Origin of the sequence: Thermoleptolyngbya sichuanensis A183 (assembly GCF_013177315.1) — a bacterium.
Taxonomy (GTDB): domain Bacteria; phylum Cyanobacteriota; class Cyanobacteriia; order Elainellales; family Elainellaceae; genus Thermoleptolyngbya; species Thermoleptolyngbya sichuanensis.
Window position 1 is genome coordinate 1,960,777 of the sequence record NZ_CP053661.1, and the last position, 13,571, is coordinate 1,974,347.

The following is a 13,571-nucleotide window of genomic DNA, read 5'->3' on the forward strand; positions in this document are numbered from 1 at the left end:
ATAAACAATAGATAAACAGAATGAAAAACAGGCATTCTTACCTCTTTCAAAAGTGACGAAAAGACTAGAGGAGTTCAAAGTTGGGGGTGTTTCCTGTTGAAGCTAGGACTGTCATCAAAGTCACTTTAATGACAGTTCTAATGTAGTTTTTTAACTCGATCTTTAACTTAAACAACCTAAGGAAGCAAGCCTGATGTGAGATGGTGGAAGGCGTTAGATAAGTCACTGAAGAAGTCTATAAGCTAATAAACAGAAAGATCTCTTTCCTGGCGAAATTAATATTTAGCAGATACGGCCCAGTGCTAAAGGAAGGAAGCAATCCTCAACTTGCGAGACTATAGAGCTTCTACTAAAAGCTTTTACTAAAAGCTTGTACCAATTGATATTCAGTTTTCAAGAAATCTGAGAAAGATGCTTTGGGCGATCGCTCGAAAGTCAGGGTTGACTGAGTGCATTGGCAAGAGTCATCGGGTTATCAATTTCAAAATCTTGCTGCAAGTTCTGCCTCAGTTCTGCATCTAAGAGACTTTGTCCAAATCTATCCAAATCTAAATGTGCCCTTAACCCTTTTGCCGCACCATTGCCTTATGTCAACTCTGTACTTAGCCAAGGCGATACGGATTCTTTGATACCAACCTTCTTAATGTCAATCGGCGGCTGCCAGCTTCTTGCGCTAGCTATTCTCCCGGAACTAGATGCAAATCTGCCATCACCCGGCTTAACAAAGATTCCGTTGCTGCAAGATCATCTGCCAATGGTAACCGAGCATCACCAACTTTCCAACCCTGGAGCCTGAGTGCGGCTTTGATCGGAATTGGGTTCGTAGTCACAAACAGCGCCTTAAACAGAGGAAAGAGTTCGAGATGAATCTGAACCGCACGCTGAACCTGACCCTGCTCATAGGATTGAATCATCTCTTGAAGACTCAGACCCACCAAATGGCTGGCGACACTCACCACGCCTTGCCCCCCTATCGACAGCGTAGGCAATGTCAGAGAGTCATCGCCAGCGTAAATACCGAAGGACATCGGTGTAGAACGTCGAATCTGGCTTACTTGGTCAAGGTTACCACTTGCTTCCTTGACTGCGACCACGTTAGGCAGTTCGGAAAGCCGAACAATGGTTTCAGCGGTGAGATTCTGCCCCGTCCGTCCCGGAATGTTGTACAGCATAATCGCCAGGTCAGGACAGGCCTCGGCGATCGCCCGAAAGTGTTGGTATAACCCTTCCTGGGGCGGCTTGTTATAATACGGGACGACCTGAAGCGATCCATCTAAGCCGAGCTTTTCAGCTTTCTGAGTCGCGGCGATCGCCTCTTTAGTAGAGTTCGATCCAGTTCCCGCTAATATCTTAGCGCGTCCAGCCGCCGCTTTCTGCACAACTTGAAACAGTTGATACTCTTCATCCCAGCTTAATGTCGGCGATTCGCCCGTGGTACCGCATACCACTAACCCATCGCTGCCGTGGGTAACGAGGTAATCAGTCAGAGCTTCGGCAGCGGCATAGTCTACCTCATCATCCGAGGTAAAGGGGGTCACCATTGCCGTAATGACTCGTCCAAACATGGTCATAATCAGGTCTCTAGCTCCAGGATTCGGAAACGCTAGCTCTGTGGCGTGGCGATCGCCCGCTCAGCCGGACGCAGCCAGTCTTTCTCAATCAGCAACTCAGCAATTTGAACCGCATTGAGCGCCGCTCCTTTGCGGATCTGGTCGCCACAGATCCAGAGTTCTAGCCCATTAGGATGGGAAATATCCTGACGAATCCGCCCGACCAGCACCTCATCCCGTCCGGTCGCATCCATCGGCATCGGAAAATAATTTGCCTGCCAGTCTTCCACAAGCTTGACCCCAGGAGCCTGGGACAAGATCTCTCTCGCTTGGTCAGGGCTGAAGGGCGCGGCAAACTCCAGGTTGATGGCTTCGGAATGGGCCCGCAAGACCGGGACGCGAACGCAGGTCGCAGAAATCCGCAAACTTGGCTCTGAAAAAATCTTGCGGGTTTCGTTCACCATTTTCATTTCTTCCTCGCAATACCCTGTTTCAGTCATGGGCGAGTTGTGAGGAAACAGGTTAAACGCCAGCGGATAGGGCAAAACTTCTGGCACAGGCGCTTTGCCGTCCAAAATGGCCTGGCTCTGGAGCCGCACCTCTTCCATCGCTCGTGCCCCGGCTCCACTGGCAGACTGGTAAGTCGCTGCTATGATGCGCTGGACGGGCTGCACGCGATGCAGTGGGTAAACCGCCACGTTCATCAAAATGGTCGTGCAGTTGGGATTTGCAATGATGCCAGAATGCTCGGCCGCTGCGCCAGGGTTGACTTCTGGCACCACCAGGGGGACTGTTGGGTGCATCCGAAAGGCGCTGGAGTTGTCGATCATCACTGCGCCAGCAGCCACAATCCGATCTGCCCAAGCTTTGGAGGTGGAGCCGCCTGCCGAGGCCAGCACGATGTCGATATTGTCGAACGCGCGATCGCCCACCGCTTCTACAGTCAGAGATTCTCCCTGGAACATGAGCGTCTGCCCAGCCGAGCGGGGAGATGCCAGCAGCTTCAAATCAGCCAGCGGAAAGCGGCACTCTTCTAGCAGGCTCAGCAGTTCCGTTCCGACGGCTCCTGTCGCCCCCAAAATGGCAACTCGATAGGATTGCGACAAACTCATTTCCTCCAGTCTTCGGTCATGTAAAACAGTTCAGACAGTGCAAGTAGCGAGTACAAGCAGCAAGCAAGTAGAAGATGTACTGTTGAGTATGCCTTAAGCCAATGCTCAAGCGATAGACGCTTATAGAATTTTGAGGCAACTCTAGAGCCAGTATTCTAACTCATCTGTTTTTCCGGTTTGCTCAGGGCAAAGCACTCAGCAGGATCTGGGAGGCTCGCGCTAACTCCAAAGGTGGCAACGGTGTCAACAGCAAGATGCAGATTGAGACAGAATCCGCTACGATAGCTAATTGCGACGATGCCGAACGGGCTGTTCTGAACAACGCTGCGAGAAATTATCGAATGAAAGTTACCCAGGAAAAACTCCCGGCCAGTCGGCTAGGGCTAGAGATTGAAATTCCCTCCGAGTCTACTTCGCAGGCCTACGAAAAGACCCTGCAACAGCTTATCCGCAATGCCAATATTCCTGGGTTCCGCAAGGGAAAGGTGCCACGCCAGGTTGTTTTGCAGCGCTATGGCACCCGCAGCATCAAGGCGACCGCCATCGAAGATTTGATCGAGGATTCGCTCCGTCAGGTACTTGAGCAAGAAAAGATCGATGCCTTGGGCAATGCAGAACTGCGGTCGTCTCTCGATGAACTGGTGGAGCAATACGAACCGGGCCAGCCGCTGACGGTTTCGCTGTCGATCGACGTTGCGCCAACTGCCAAGCTGGTTAACTACAAAGGGCTAACCGCTCAAGCGGAGGAAATCCTCTATAAACCGGAAAGGGTTGATGAAGTCCTCGAAAGCTATCGAGAGCGATCGGCAACGCGCGTGCCCGTCGAGGGTCGCCCGGCAAAAGAGCACGACATCGCCGTCATCGACTTTTCGGGACAGATCACGGGCGACGAACCGAAGGAAATTCCGGGCGGCAGCGCGACGGACTTCGAGGTAGAACTGTCTGAAGGACGCTTCATTCCTGGGTTTGTGGAAGGCATCATCGGCATGTCGGTCGGAGAGACGAAGGAGATTGAGGCAACATTCCCCGAAGATTACTCGCAGGCAGAGCTAGCCGGACAGCCCGCCGTGTTCACGGTGACGCTGAAGGATCTCAAAGAAAAGGAACTGCCGGAACTGGATGACGATTTCGCTCAGGACATCAGCGAGTTTGAAACCCTGGCAGAATTGCGCGAGTCGCTGGAAAAACGCTTCCAAGACGAGGCCAATGACAAAACCAAGGCAAACAAACAGGAAGCATTGCTCGAAGCGCTAGTTGCCAATTTGGAAGTTGAGTTGCCCGAAACCCTGATTCGCCGCGAGGTGGATCACATGATTACCCAGACGGCAATGCGTTTCGCTGAGCAGGGTATGGACATTAAGCAAATGTTTACGCCGGAGATGGTAAACATGATGCGAGAGCGATCCCGCCCTGAGGCGATCGCCCGCCTCCGGCGCACGATGGCTCTGGGTGAGGTAGCCAAGCAGGAGTCCATTACAGTGGACGCTGCTGAAGTTGAAGCAAAAGTTGAAGAGGTCTTAGAGGATCTGGAGGGGCGGTCTGTCGATCGCGATCGCCTGCGGGAGGTGATCGAGGAAGATCTAATCCGCGACAAAATCTTTGAGTTTCTGGAAGCCAATAGCACTGTGGAACTGGTTCCTGAAGGAACGCTGGTGAAGGAAGAGCCAGTGGAAATGGAACCCACCCAGGACGACGCGGCCGACACAGCCACTCTATCCAGCACGCCATCTAGCACGGAGGATGCTGTCGAGGTTGGCGCTGAACCCGAACCCGCCCTGGCAGAAGAACCCGCTAGCCCAGAAGCAGCAGTAGAAGTCGTGGCAGAAGTTGATGCTCCCGCCACACCCGCCGAAAAGACATCCAAATCGACGACCCGCTCAAAATCAGCCAAGTCGGCAGCAGAATCCCCAGAAAGTGCTGAATCAGAGGCGATCGCCGAGGTAGAAGCGCCAGAGGAAGCAGCCGCCAAGCCTGCTGCCCGCAAGCGCAGCACTCCTAAGTCCAAAAAAGATGAAGCCTGATTGAGCAATACTAAGCAGTGTGTCGGTTTCTCACTCTAGCCGCCATTGAGTTTCAGCTTCATTCGTTTTTGAGGATTCAGCACTTTTACAGAAAGTAACAGTTCCCATCCGTGGCGCTTCCAAATCTATAGATCCTCTGGAGATTGCCTACCCGTCTCCTGCGACTTAGGGCATAATGACGGGTATGGTACTTCTAATCTAGGCAATACCGGGTTTAGCGTGTTTTTGTCGAGTTTAGTGAGGGCTATATCGCTGAATCTAGCTGAGATGTAGTTGAGATCTGGTAGGTTCAATTCCTCAAAAGCTTGGATGAATTTGACTCTTGATTTGACTCTCTGAATCGCGTTTCAAGGTAGGTGCTCCCTAGCGGCACTCCTCTGAATCACTAAGACCTAAACGGATCGGTTAGCAAAGACCACGGAGAAGTTGCTGTAATTGCTGTAATTGTTGTACAAGACTATGCACGGTTTGATTCGGAGACAACTCTATCGAGTCTATCGAGCAGCTTTATGCAGCCAATAGCAGCTAACAGCAGCCAATAAATGTCTTCAGCCAATAACTGTCTTCGGTGGCTACGCTGAATCAGAACTCAAAAGCCTCTCACCTCTACCCTGTAACGCATAGCCGCCCGTCCTAGCTCAATCCCCTTTGCAGAAGCCTCCTCAGACGCTCATTCTTTTCTACCCTTCTGGAATTCAAAAGTTCTTTTAAGTCGCTGAATGGTTTTGTATGGTTCTGCCTCATTTTTCTAGATCCGACGCTAGCAGCAATCTCGTTGGGGCTGTTTCGTCTCTGTCCCCACATCCCCTTGACGTGGTGAACACCATTCCAATGGTGGTTGAGCAGTCTGGTCGGGGTGAACGAGCTTTTGACCTCTATTCCCGGCTGCTTCGAGAGCGAATCATTTTTTTGGGCACTCCTATTGATGACAACGTTGCAGATCTGCTAGTTGCCCAGCTTCTTTTTCTGGATGCCGAAGATCCCGAAAAAGATGTGCAAATTTACATCAACTCGCCGGGTGGCTCAGTCACAGCAGGAATGGCCATCTACGACACGATGAAGCAAATTCGCCCCGATGTTGTTACGATTTGCTACGGTTTGGCCGCTAGCATGGGCGCGTTTTTGCTGTCGGGAGGCACCAAGGGCAAGCGTCTATCCCTGCCCAGTTCCCGGATTATGATTCACCAGCCGCTGGGAGGTGCCCAGGGGCAAGCTGTGGATATTGAGATCCAGGCGAGAGAAATTTTGTATCATAAGCGGACGCTGAACGAGCTATTGGCACAGCATACGGGGCAGCCTCTTGAACGCATAGAAGCGGACACAGAGCGCGACTTCTTTATGTCTGCTGAAGAAGCGAAGGCCTACGGGTTAATTGATCAGGTTGTTTCTCGGCCGGGAATATCCGATGCCAGAGAGACCCTCTCCGCAGTGAATTAAGAGGCGACCATGTCAAAATACGACTCTCATCTGAAATGTTCGTTTTGTGGTAAGTCGCAAGAGCAGGTTCGCAAGCTCATCGCCGGCCCAGGGGTCTACATTTGCGATGAGTGTGTTGACTTGTGCAACGAAATATTGGATGAGGAGCTATTTGACTCTAGTTCCACGGTGCCCCAGCCTTCGCCGCGTCGAGAGCAGCAGCCTGAAAAGCGGGCTGCTCGTGCGCCGCGTCTTTCCCTCAGCCAGATTCCCAAACCCCGCGAGATTAAGAAGCACCTGGATGAGCATGTGATCGGTCAGGATGAGGCTAAGAAGATTCTTTCGGTTGCGGTTTATAATCACTACAAGCGCCTCAGTTTTGTGCAGAGCAAGTCTGCGAATGGCGGGAAGGCAGACGATGCCGTTGAGCTGCAAAAGTCCAACATCCTGCTGATTGGCCCGACGGGCTGCGGTAAGACGCTGCTGGCCCAAACCCTGGCGGAAATGCTAGATGTGCCTTTTGCGGTGGCTGATGCGACAACGCTGACCGAAGCAGGATATGTCGGCGAAGATGTGGAGAATATCTTGCTGCGGCTGTTGCAGGTGGCCGATCTGGATGTTGAAGAGGCACAGCGCGGAATTATCTACATCGACGAGATAGACAAAATTGCTCGCAAGAGCGAAAATCCCTCGATTACGCGGGATGTGTCGGGTGAGGGCGTGCAGCAAGCCCTGCTGAAGATGCTGGAAGGGACGGTTGCCAATGTTCCTCCCCAGGGCGGGCGGAAGCATCCCTATCAGGATTGCATTCAAATCGACACGAGTAATATTCTCTTTATCTGCGGCGGCGCGTTCGTGGGTCTGGAAAAGGCAGTGGAGCAGCGGATCGGGAAGAAGTCGATGGGCTTTGTGCAGCCGGGAGACGCGCAGCAGTCCAAAGACAAGCGCACGGCGGATGTGCTGAAGCATCTGGAGCCGGATGACCTGGTTAAGTTTGGGCTGATTCCAGAGTTTATCGGGCGCGTTCCGGTGATGGCGGTGGTGAATCCGCTGGATGAGGATGCGCTGGCTGCTATCTTGACGGAACCCCGCAGCGCACTGGTCAAGCAGTACCAAAAGCTGATGAAGATGGACAACGTGCAGCTTGAGTTTAAGCCGGACGCGATTCGGGCGATCGCCAAGGAAGCCTACCGCCGCAAGACCGGGGCCCGCGCGCTCCGCAGCATTGTGGAAGAACTGATGCTGGACGTGATGTACGAGTTGCCGTCGCGCAAGGACGTGACGCGCTGTGCCATCACTCGCGAGATGGTGGAAATGCGCTCGACTGCAGAGTTGCTGATGCACCCATCTTCTCTGCCGAAGCCGGAGTCTGCCTGAGGGTTTGCGAGGTCAGGGTTTACTCGATGCCTTACTGCTCGATTCGCGGCGTTGATCACTATTACGAATGGATTTGTGAATCCGGCTCAGAACCGTTTGGAAGCCGGCCCGTGCTAGTGTTTTTGCACGGTTGGGCGGGGTCGGCTCGCTATTGGGAATCGACGGCTCGGCGGCTGATGTCGCAATACGACTGTTTGCTGTACGATCTGCGGGGATTTGGGCGATCGCACTTGCCCCGCCCCATTCCAGAAACCGTAGCCGCCATCGGCTATGAGCTAGAAACCTATGCAGACGACCTAGCGCTGCTGCTCGACGAGTTCGGACTGGAGCGGGTGACGCTGAATGCCCATTCCACCGGAGCGTCGATCGCCGTTTTTTTCTTGAACCAATACGCTGAGCGGGTCAATCGCGCCATCCTGACGTGCAGCGGCATTTTTGAATATAACCAGCAGGCGTTTGAAGCCTTCTACCGCTTTGGCAAGTACGTGGTGGATTTTCGCCCCGGCTGGCTGCGGCATATCCCACTGGTAGACCAACTGTTTATGGCGCGGTTTCTGCGTCGTTCGATTCCGGCGGGCGATCGCCGCGCGTTTCTGGCTGACTATCTCGATGCCGACTACGAGGCGGCCCTGGGCACGATCTACACCGCCGTCAGCAAAAAGGCCGTAGACGTGATGCCGCAGGAATTTGCCCGCCTCACGGTTCCCACACTGCTAATTTCCGGCGAATACGACCAGATTATCCCTGCCTCGATGGGGCAGCAGGCCGCCAGCTTGAGCGATCGCATTACCCACTGCGTCATCGCCGAGACAGGACACTTCCCCATGCTGGAAGATGCAGCAACTTACATGGCAACCATCGAGGCGTTCCTGAACCAGACCCGCGAACCCGTTGCCTAGCGTTTACTTAGCGTATACTCAGCATTCACTCAGCTTGCTGACTCAGCTTTCTTCTGGCCGGGTTCCAGCCGTCATCGCGGACAGCACGGCCTGCTGCGCTACCTGACTGTAGAGGCTGCGGAGATACTCATTCACCGCATGGGCAGAAACCGACCCCGACGTACTGCCCTCGGAACGCAGCGGCATCTGCCCCAGCAAATCGAGGACGGTTTCTGAACTGGGCGGCGGCGCAATGACCACCAGCGACGGCTCTAGCTGCTGGTCATACTTCCAGAAGGTTTGCAGGGCGATCGCCGAAGACGCGGAAACTGGCGGAGCGGTTAGCGGATTGAGTGTTTCTTCTGGCGGCGGCGCATCGGGACTGGCGCTGCGGAGCCGACGCAACTCGCTGATAATCTGCTCCTTGGTGCGCCCCCGCAACTGAAACAGGACGAAGGGATCTTCACTAAAGCGATCGCCCAGGACATAATACACCGCCCCAATGTGCTTGCAGGGATTCGCCGGGTCTGGGCAAGAACAGCGGCTGTGGATATCAAACTTGGTAAACGGGAACAGGCTCAGTCCGTTAGCCGTAAAAACTTCTTCAATATTCTGCGGCATCTCGCCCGCCAGCAGTTTGGCAGAAAAAATCGCCTGCTGAGACAGAGATTCAATCACATACTGCCACTGCTCATCATCAAACGGATCGAGGGACAGCGTGACCTTGTATGGCTCTGGCGCAGTGCCCTGAACCCGCGCATGAACCTTCGCGCCGCGAAATTCAATCGACAGCACATTGCCTTCGCGGGCATAGTTGCGGGCGCGGGCCAGACGACGCACCCAGCCAAACGACTCCAGCACATCAACCCAGCGCTGGGCCCACCATTCCCGACTTGGCTGCGCGTCATACTGAGTCATGGTTTAATCAAGTTCCGTAATTTCCCTTAAGGAGCGTTGTCACAGGCGCAAATATAAATGTAACAATAGGATTCAATCTTATCGTGACTTCCTGGGTTCCTATGAACTTTGACCCCGACAGCACCGAACTGTTTGGCAGTAGCGCCGAAGAGATGCAAGCCAACGAACTGTTGAAGTATCTCCAGCACCAGTCGCCAGAGGTGCTGGCGCGAGTGGCTCGGTCTGTCAGCCCAGAAATCAAAGATATCATTTCGCAAAATGTGCAGGGTCTGGTGGGGATGCTGCCCTCAGAAGCTTTCACGATGCAAATCACAACCGATCGCGACAATCTGGCGGGGCTGCTCGCCTCTGCCATGATGACAGGCTATTTCCTGCGGCGCATGGAGCAGCGCATGGAGCTAGAAGTCAGCGTGGCTGATGCGTTTGGCTCGTTTCGCGATAGCGGCGATGAGTCGTCTGGCAGCTAGCATGTGATGTTGCTCAGTAGGTTGATTCTGGAGGTTGATGCTGGGGGTTGATTCTGCCGATTCTGCGGTTAATTCTGCGATCGCGGCAGGGTTGTGGGCCGCACGCCAATTTCCAAAACCTCACCCTCCCGGTTAATTTCTAGCGCCAACAGATCGCCGATTTTGCTGCCATCCACCTGCTCCTGCACGTCGGATGCAGTGTTAACAGGAACGCCACCCACCTTCAGAATCACGTCTCCGGGCTGAAGTCCGGCCGTGGCAGCGGGGGTATTTTCCAATACCTGGAGAATGAGAACGCCCCGATCGACCGCGAGTTTTGACGGATCGAAGGGCGGGTCTTCGACGTTTTTCTGCAATTCTTCCTTGAGCGCCGGGGTAAGGTTGGTCATTTGAATGCCCAAAAACGGATGCGCGACCTGTCCCGTGGCAAAAAGCTGGTCGGCAATTCGCTTGGCGGTTTCGATTGGGATGGCGAAACCCAGCCCCTGCGCGTTGGCGCGAATGGCCGTGTTCATGCCAATGACCTCGCCTTGGTCGTTGAGCAGCGGGCCGCCGGAATTGCCGGGATTAATCGCTGCGTCGGTTTGGATGAAACGAACTCGCCGATCGGGGCTACCGACTTCGGAACTGGAGCGTCCTGTAGCGCTGATGATGCCCGCCGTCACCGTGTTGTCCAGTCCCAAAGGATTGCCGATGGCGATCGCCCATTGTCCCGGAACCAAGTTGGTCGAGCCGCCCAGCGTCACAGTTGGCAAATCGGTCGCATCGATGGCGATCGCCGCCACATCCGTCACCTCATCTGCACCCACCACCCGGCCCTCAAACTCGCGCCCGTCCCTCAGCGTCACACGCACCGTGTCGGCTCCTTCCACAACATGGGCATTGGTGATGATCTGCCCATTGGGTGAAATCACAAAGCCAGACCCCGTGCCCCGCCGCAGCCGCTCCGGGGCGCTCGGGCCCTCCTCGCCAAAAAATCGACGAAAGAAGGGGCTGGCTCCTGGCGGAACCCGGCTCACGGTGCGGGATGCATCAATCCGCACCACGGCCGGGCCAACGCGCTCTGCGGCAGCCGCAATGAAGTTATAGGGTTGGGCACTGGGAACACTCGGCGGCGCAGGCGGCGATTCGTTCGCCACGGGTGCCAGGGACGGTGGCATGTTGGCAGGGCTGCGATTGGTCAAAGGCTGAGGGGTGCGGACGGGGCTGAACGACTGCCAGGTCGCGTGTCCGGCCATGCCCAGACCCACACCCATCACCAGCACGGCGGCATACGTGCCCCAAGATTTCAAAGATTTGACCATGAGACGGAGTTGAGAAGCAGTGACGAAGGGATCGGGCGGGCAGAGATTTAGGCGGAATGCTGTGGGGAGACTGCGTAAAGGTTTAGCGATCCAGAGCGATTTTAAAGTAACCGTCAGACGGGCGCTTCGGTCTTGCTCATTATCATTAGGGCGATCGCTTCCAGCGTAATCTTTCTTGGATTTTTTTGCAGGGAAGAATCCAGAAAATCTCTCACAAGAGCGATTTGTGGCTAGCTAGGATGGAGACATTTGAGCTAGTTTTTGAGCAAATCTTGGTGAAGCGTTGGTTAGAGAAGAGTTATCCATGAGCGAGAAATTTCAGGCATATCGCAAGCGCCGGGGCGCTGATTTGGGTGGGATGGTTTTGCTGGGATTGGGGGTCGTAGGTATGAGCCAAGGGGCGATCGCCCAAGCCAGCCTGCCCGATCCGTCCCCAGCCCGTGCCCTATCGATTGCCCAGGCCGCCGATGCACCCACCGACTCGCTCTGCCCTGCGCCCGTGCTGTCCCGGATGACCCGCTACCAGACCCGCGCCGGAGACACGATCGCCAGCCTAGCCCAGCGCCACAACCTGACGGCAGAAACCCTGATCGGCATGAACTCTGTGCTGCGGCAGGGCAATCCGCCCGTGGGAACCAGTCTGCTGATTCCGCCGATCAACGGGCTGCGGGTAGAGGTTCCGTCCGGACGCACCTGGCGAGACTTGGCGCAGCAATATCGCGTGCGGGCAGATGTGCTGTTTGAGGCAAACGGCTGTCGCCCGCCGGGTCGGGTTGCGTTCATCCCCGGTGCAACGCTATCTTCGGCAAACCCGGCAGCCGGAGATACAGCAGTGGGGGCTGCGGCCGACCCCAACGCTCGCCCCAGAATTACCAGCCCCGATCGGGCGGCGGCGATTCTGAGAACCCACCCCCTGGGTAGCCCAACGGTGGCGCTGGTGATCAAGGGCTATGGCTGGCAAATCGATCCGCGATCGGGGCAGGTCGTGTTTAACAGCGGCGTAGACCTGGCAGCCAGTGAAGGAAACCCGGTGGTGTCAGCGGGCGAGGGCACAGTCGCCTTTGCGGCCAATCAAGGAAACTACGGCAACCTAGTCGTCGTCAATCATCCCGAAGGGTTGCAAACGCGATACGCCCAGTTGGGGACGATTCAGGTGCAGGTGGGGCAGCGGGTGCAGGCGGGCGATCGCCTCGGCACGGTTGGTCGCAGCGCCCCTGATCAGGAACCCCTGCTGCGGTTTGAAGTCCGCTCAAATTCTGACCTGGGCTGGGTCGCGCAAGATCCAAGCCTATATTTTCAGGACATGCGAGTAGGACAGTAGGGAACGCTCTGGCATCTACCCAAAACAGTTCGTACACTAGAGCAGGGTTCAACTGTAGTGGTTTTAACACTTTAGTAATCTTCGCAAGTAGCTCTTGCACTTAGTGGTTTTCACAATTTCTGGAGATAGGTGAGCTATGTCGATTGCAGCGGTTCTCGTCTCGCGCCGGAGTGGCGGTGTCCGCAATTCCCAGCCCGGTCGCCAAACGGGGCGATCGCCCGCCCAGCAACTCTGGCGATCGCTCGGTTCGGTGGCCGGAGGGCTGGCGATCGCGCTTCACAGTTTGGCACTGCCCGCCCTAGCCGATCCGTTTCGCAGCGCCAACCCCCGCAACATCGACCGCACCACCGAAGCCGCCTTCATCGCCATGTTTGCCGAAGGCAACTACGCTCAAGCGGCAGCCTTGTTAGAGAACGCCTCGCGCAATGAGCCGCTGGCCCACGCCCTGGCCGCGTCGCTGGCCTACCTGAACCGGGATTGGGATACCCTGCGCGATCGCGCAACCCAGACTCGGCGATCGGCAGAACGGCTGATGCAAAGCGATCCGCTGCGGGGCAACATTTACCGAGCGGTGGGACACTTCCTGGAAGGCGGGTATGCCGTCTCCACCCAAAGCACCGTTGCCGCCACGCCCACCGTCCTCCGTGAACTTCAGCGAGCCTTCAGCGCCTTGGGCGAGGCCGAACGCATCGCCCCCGACGATCCAGAGCTAAATTTGGTGAAGGGATACATCGAACTGTTCCTGGCCACAAACCTGCCCTTTAGCAGCCCAGAACAGGCTTTGGAAAAGCTGCAAAATTTCGCCGGGCCCGAATACCTGGCGCAGCGGGGAATCGCCATCGGCTATCGGGATCTGGAACAGTTTGAACCCGCGATGGCGGCGGTTGACCAGGCCCTCGCAGAAACGCCTGACAATCCCGATCTTTACTATCTCAAGGCACAGATTCTAGTGCGCCAGGAGAAGTATCGTGAAAGCTTGGAGTTCTTTCAGCGGGCGCTGGAAAAAGAAGACCAGCTTCCCCAACGCCACGCTAACCAAATCGCCTGGGAGGCCTGTCGTGCTGAGAGCGTAGTCGAAGGGTTGCGAGATGGTGTGAGCCGTCAGCGCTGCAACCCGCTGCTGCGTCGTCGCTAGGCGGGGTTTGGAGTTAAGATTGGGCTGGTTCGTGGCTTAGGGCGATCGTCCGTCCACCAGATCTTCTAGATC

Annotated in this window: 10 protein-coding genes and 1 pseudogene; 7 read left to right on the forward strand and 4 right to left on the reverse strand. The window is 55.5% G+C overall.

Annotated elements, in window-relative coordinates; genetic code table 11:
- Window positions 1-677: 677 nt before the first annotated feature.
- Both dapA and HPC62_RS08260 read right to left on the reverse strand, forming a co-directional pair.
- On the reverse strand, window positions 678-1,571 hold the full coding sequence (gene dapA / locus HPC62_RS08255) for a 4-hydroxy-tetrahydrodipicolinate synthase (RefSeq protein ID WP_172354752.1): 894 nt from the start codon (window positions 1,569-1,571) through the stop codon (window positions 678-680).
- Window positions 1,572-1,603: 32 nt separating this feature from the next.
- Window positions 1,604-2,656 (reverse strand): aspartate-semialdehyde dehydrogenase, encoded by a 1,053-nt coding sequence (locus HPC62_RS08260; RefSeq protein ID WP_172358840.1) that lies wholly within the window; start codon window positions 2,654-2,656, stop codon window positions 1,604-1,606.
- A gap of 347 nt (window positions 2,657-3,003) precedes the next feature.
- Between HPC62_RS08260 and tig the strand changes: the two are divergent.
- The 4 genes and pseudogenes from tig to HPC62_RS08280 all read left to right on the forward strand — a co-directional run.
- Window positions 3,004-4,392 (forward strand): annotated as a pseudogene (gene tig, locus HPC62_RS08265) (trigger factor); the annotation flags it as partial.
- A gap of 1,122 nt (window positions 4,393-5,514) precedes the next feature.
- A complete protein-coding gene (gene clpP, locus HPC62_RS08270) occupies window positions 5,515-6,120 on the forward strand; it encodes an ATP-dependent Clp endopeptidase proteolytic subunit ClpP (protein WP_225906832.1) in 606 nt (201 codons plus the stop codon).
- A 9-nt stretch (window positions 6,121-6,129) separates the two neighbouring features.
- Complete coding sequence (clpX, locus tag HPC62_RS08275; RefSeq protein WP_172354758.1) at window positions 6,130-7,476, forward strand: ATP-dependent protease ATP-binding subunit ClpX; 1,347 nt, start codon at window positions 6,130-6,132, stop codon at window positions 7,474-7,476.
- Between the two features lie 26 nt (window positions 7,477-7,502).
- Window positions 7,503-8,375: an alpha/beta fold hydrolase gene (locus HPC62_RS08280; protein WP_172354760.1), complete on the forward strand. Its 873-nt coding sequence runs from the start codon at window positions 7,503-7,505 to the stop codon at window positions 8,373-8,375.
- A gap of 42 nt (window positions 8,376-8,417) precedes the next feature.
- Here HPC62_RS08280 and HPC62_RS08285 read toward each other — a convergent pair whose 3' ends face one another.
- The gene (locus HPC62_RS08285; protein WP_172354762.1) at window positions 8,418-9,272 is read right to left on the reverse strand and encodes an SWIM zinc finger family protein; all 855 of its coding nucleotides are present in this window, start codon (window positions 9,270-9,272) and stop codon (window positions 8,418-8,420) included.
- A 101-nt stretch (window positions 9,273-9,373) separates the two neighbouring features.
- Here HPC62_RS08285 and HPC62_RS08290 point away from each other — a divergent pair, with 101 nt between their 5' ends.
- Complete coding sequence (locus tag HPC62_RS08290) at window positions 9,374-9,739, forward strand: DUF760 domain-containing protein (protein ID WP_172358841.1); 366 nt, start codon at window positions 9,374-9,376, stop codon at window positions 9,737-9,739.
- 68 nt (window positions 9,740-9,807) lie between these two features.
- On the opposite strand, the gene HPC62_RS08295 is transcribed toward HPC62_RS08290, so the two are convergent.
- Window positions 9,808-11,043: an HhoA/HhoB/HtrA family serine endopeptidase gene (locus tag HPC62_RS08295; protein WP_172354764.1), complete on the reverse strand. Its 1,236-nt coding sequence runs from the start codon at window positions 11,041-11,043 to the stop codon at window positions 9,808-9,810.
- A 304-nt stretch (window positions 11,044-11,347) separates the two neighbouring features.
- Between HPC62_RS08295 and HPC62_RS08300 the strand changes: the two genes are divergently transcribed.
- Both HPC62_RS08300 and HPC62_RS08305 read left to right on the forward strand, forming a co-directional pair.
- Complete coding sequence (locus tag HPC62_RS08300) at window positions 11,348-12,364, forward strand: LysM peptidoglycan-binding domain-containing M23 family metallopeptidase (protein ID WP_205370700.1); 1,017 nt, start codon at window positions 11,348-11,350, stop codon at window positions 12,362-12,364.
- 136 nt (window positions 12,365-12,500) lie between these two features.
- Window positions 12,501-13,499 (forward strand): Sll0314/Alr1548 family TPR repeat-containing protein, encoded by a 999-nt coding sequence (locus HPC62_RS08305; protein ID WP_225906761.1) that lies wholly within the window; start codon window positions 12,501-12,503, stop codon window positions 13,497-13,499.
- Window positions 13,500-13,571: the final 72 nt, after the last annotated feature.

Bases quoted from the DNA above. Each gene is read 5' to 3' on its own strand.
- HPC62_RS08290 (WP_172358841.1), top strand. From the start codon at position 9,374: ATGAACTTTGACCCCGACAGCACCGAACTGTTTGGCAGTAGCGCCGAA.
- HPC62_RS08285 (WP_172354762.1), bottom strand. From the start codon at position 9,272: ATGACTCAGTATGACGCGCAGCCAAGTCGGGAATGGTGGGCCCAGCGC.
- dapA (WP_172354752.1), bottom strand. From the start codon at position 1,571: ATGACCATGTTTGGACGAGTCATTACGGCAATGGTGACCCCCTTTACC.
- HPC62_RS08295 (WP_172354764.1), bottom strand. From the start codon at position 11,043: ATGGTCAAATCTTTGAAATCTTGGGGCACGTATGCCGCCGTGCTGGTG.
- HPC62_RS08280 (WP_172354760.1), top strand. From the start codon at position 7,503: ATGCCTTACTGCTCGATTCGCGGCGTTGATCACTATTACGAATGGATT.
- clpX (WP_172354758.1), top strand. From the start codon at position 6,130: ATGTCAAAATACGACTCTCATCTGAAATGTTCGTTTTGTGGTAAGTCG.
- HPC62_RS08305 (WP_225906761.1), top strand. From the start codon at position 12,501: ATGTCGATTGCAGCGGTTCTCGTCTCGCGCCGGAGTGGCGGTGTCCGC.
- HPC62_RS08300 (WP_205370700.1), top strand. From the start codon at position 11,348: ATGAGCGAGAAATTTCAGGCATATCGCAAGCGCCGGGGCGCTGATTTG.
- clpP (WP_225906832.1), top strand. From the start codon at position 5,515: ATGGTGGTTGAGCAGTCTGGTCGGGGTGAACGAGCTTTTGACCTCTAT.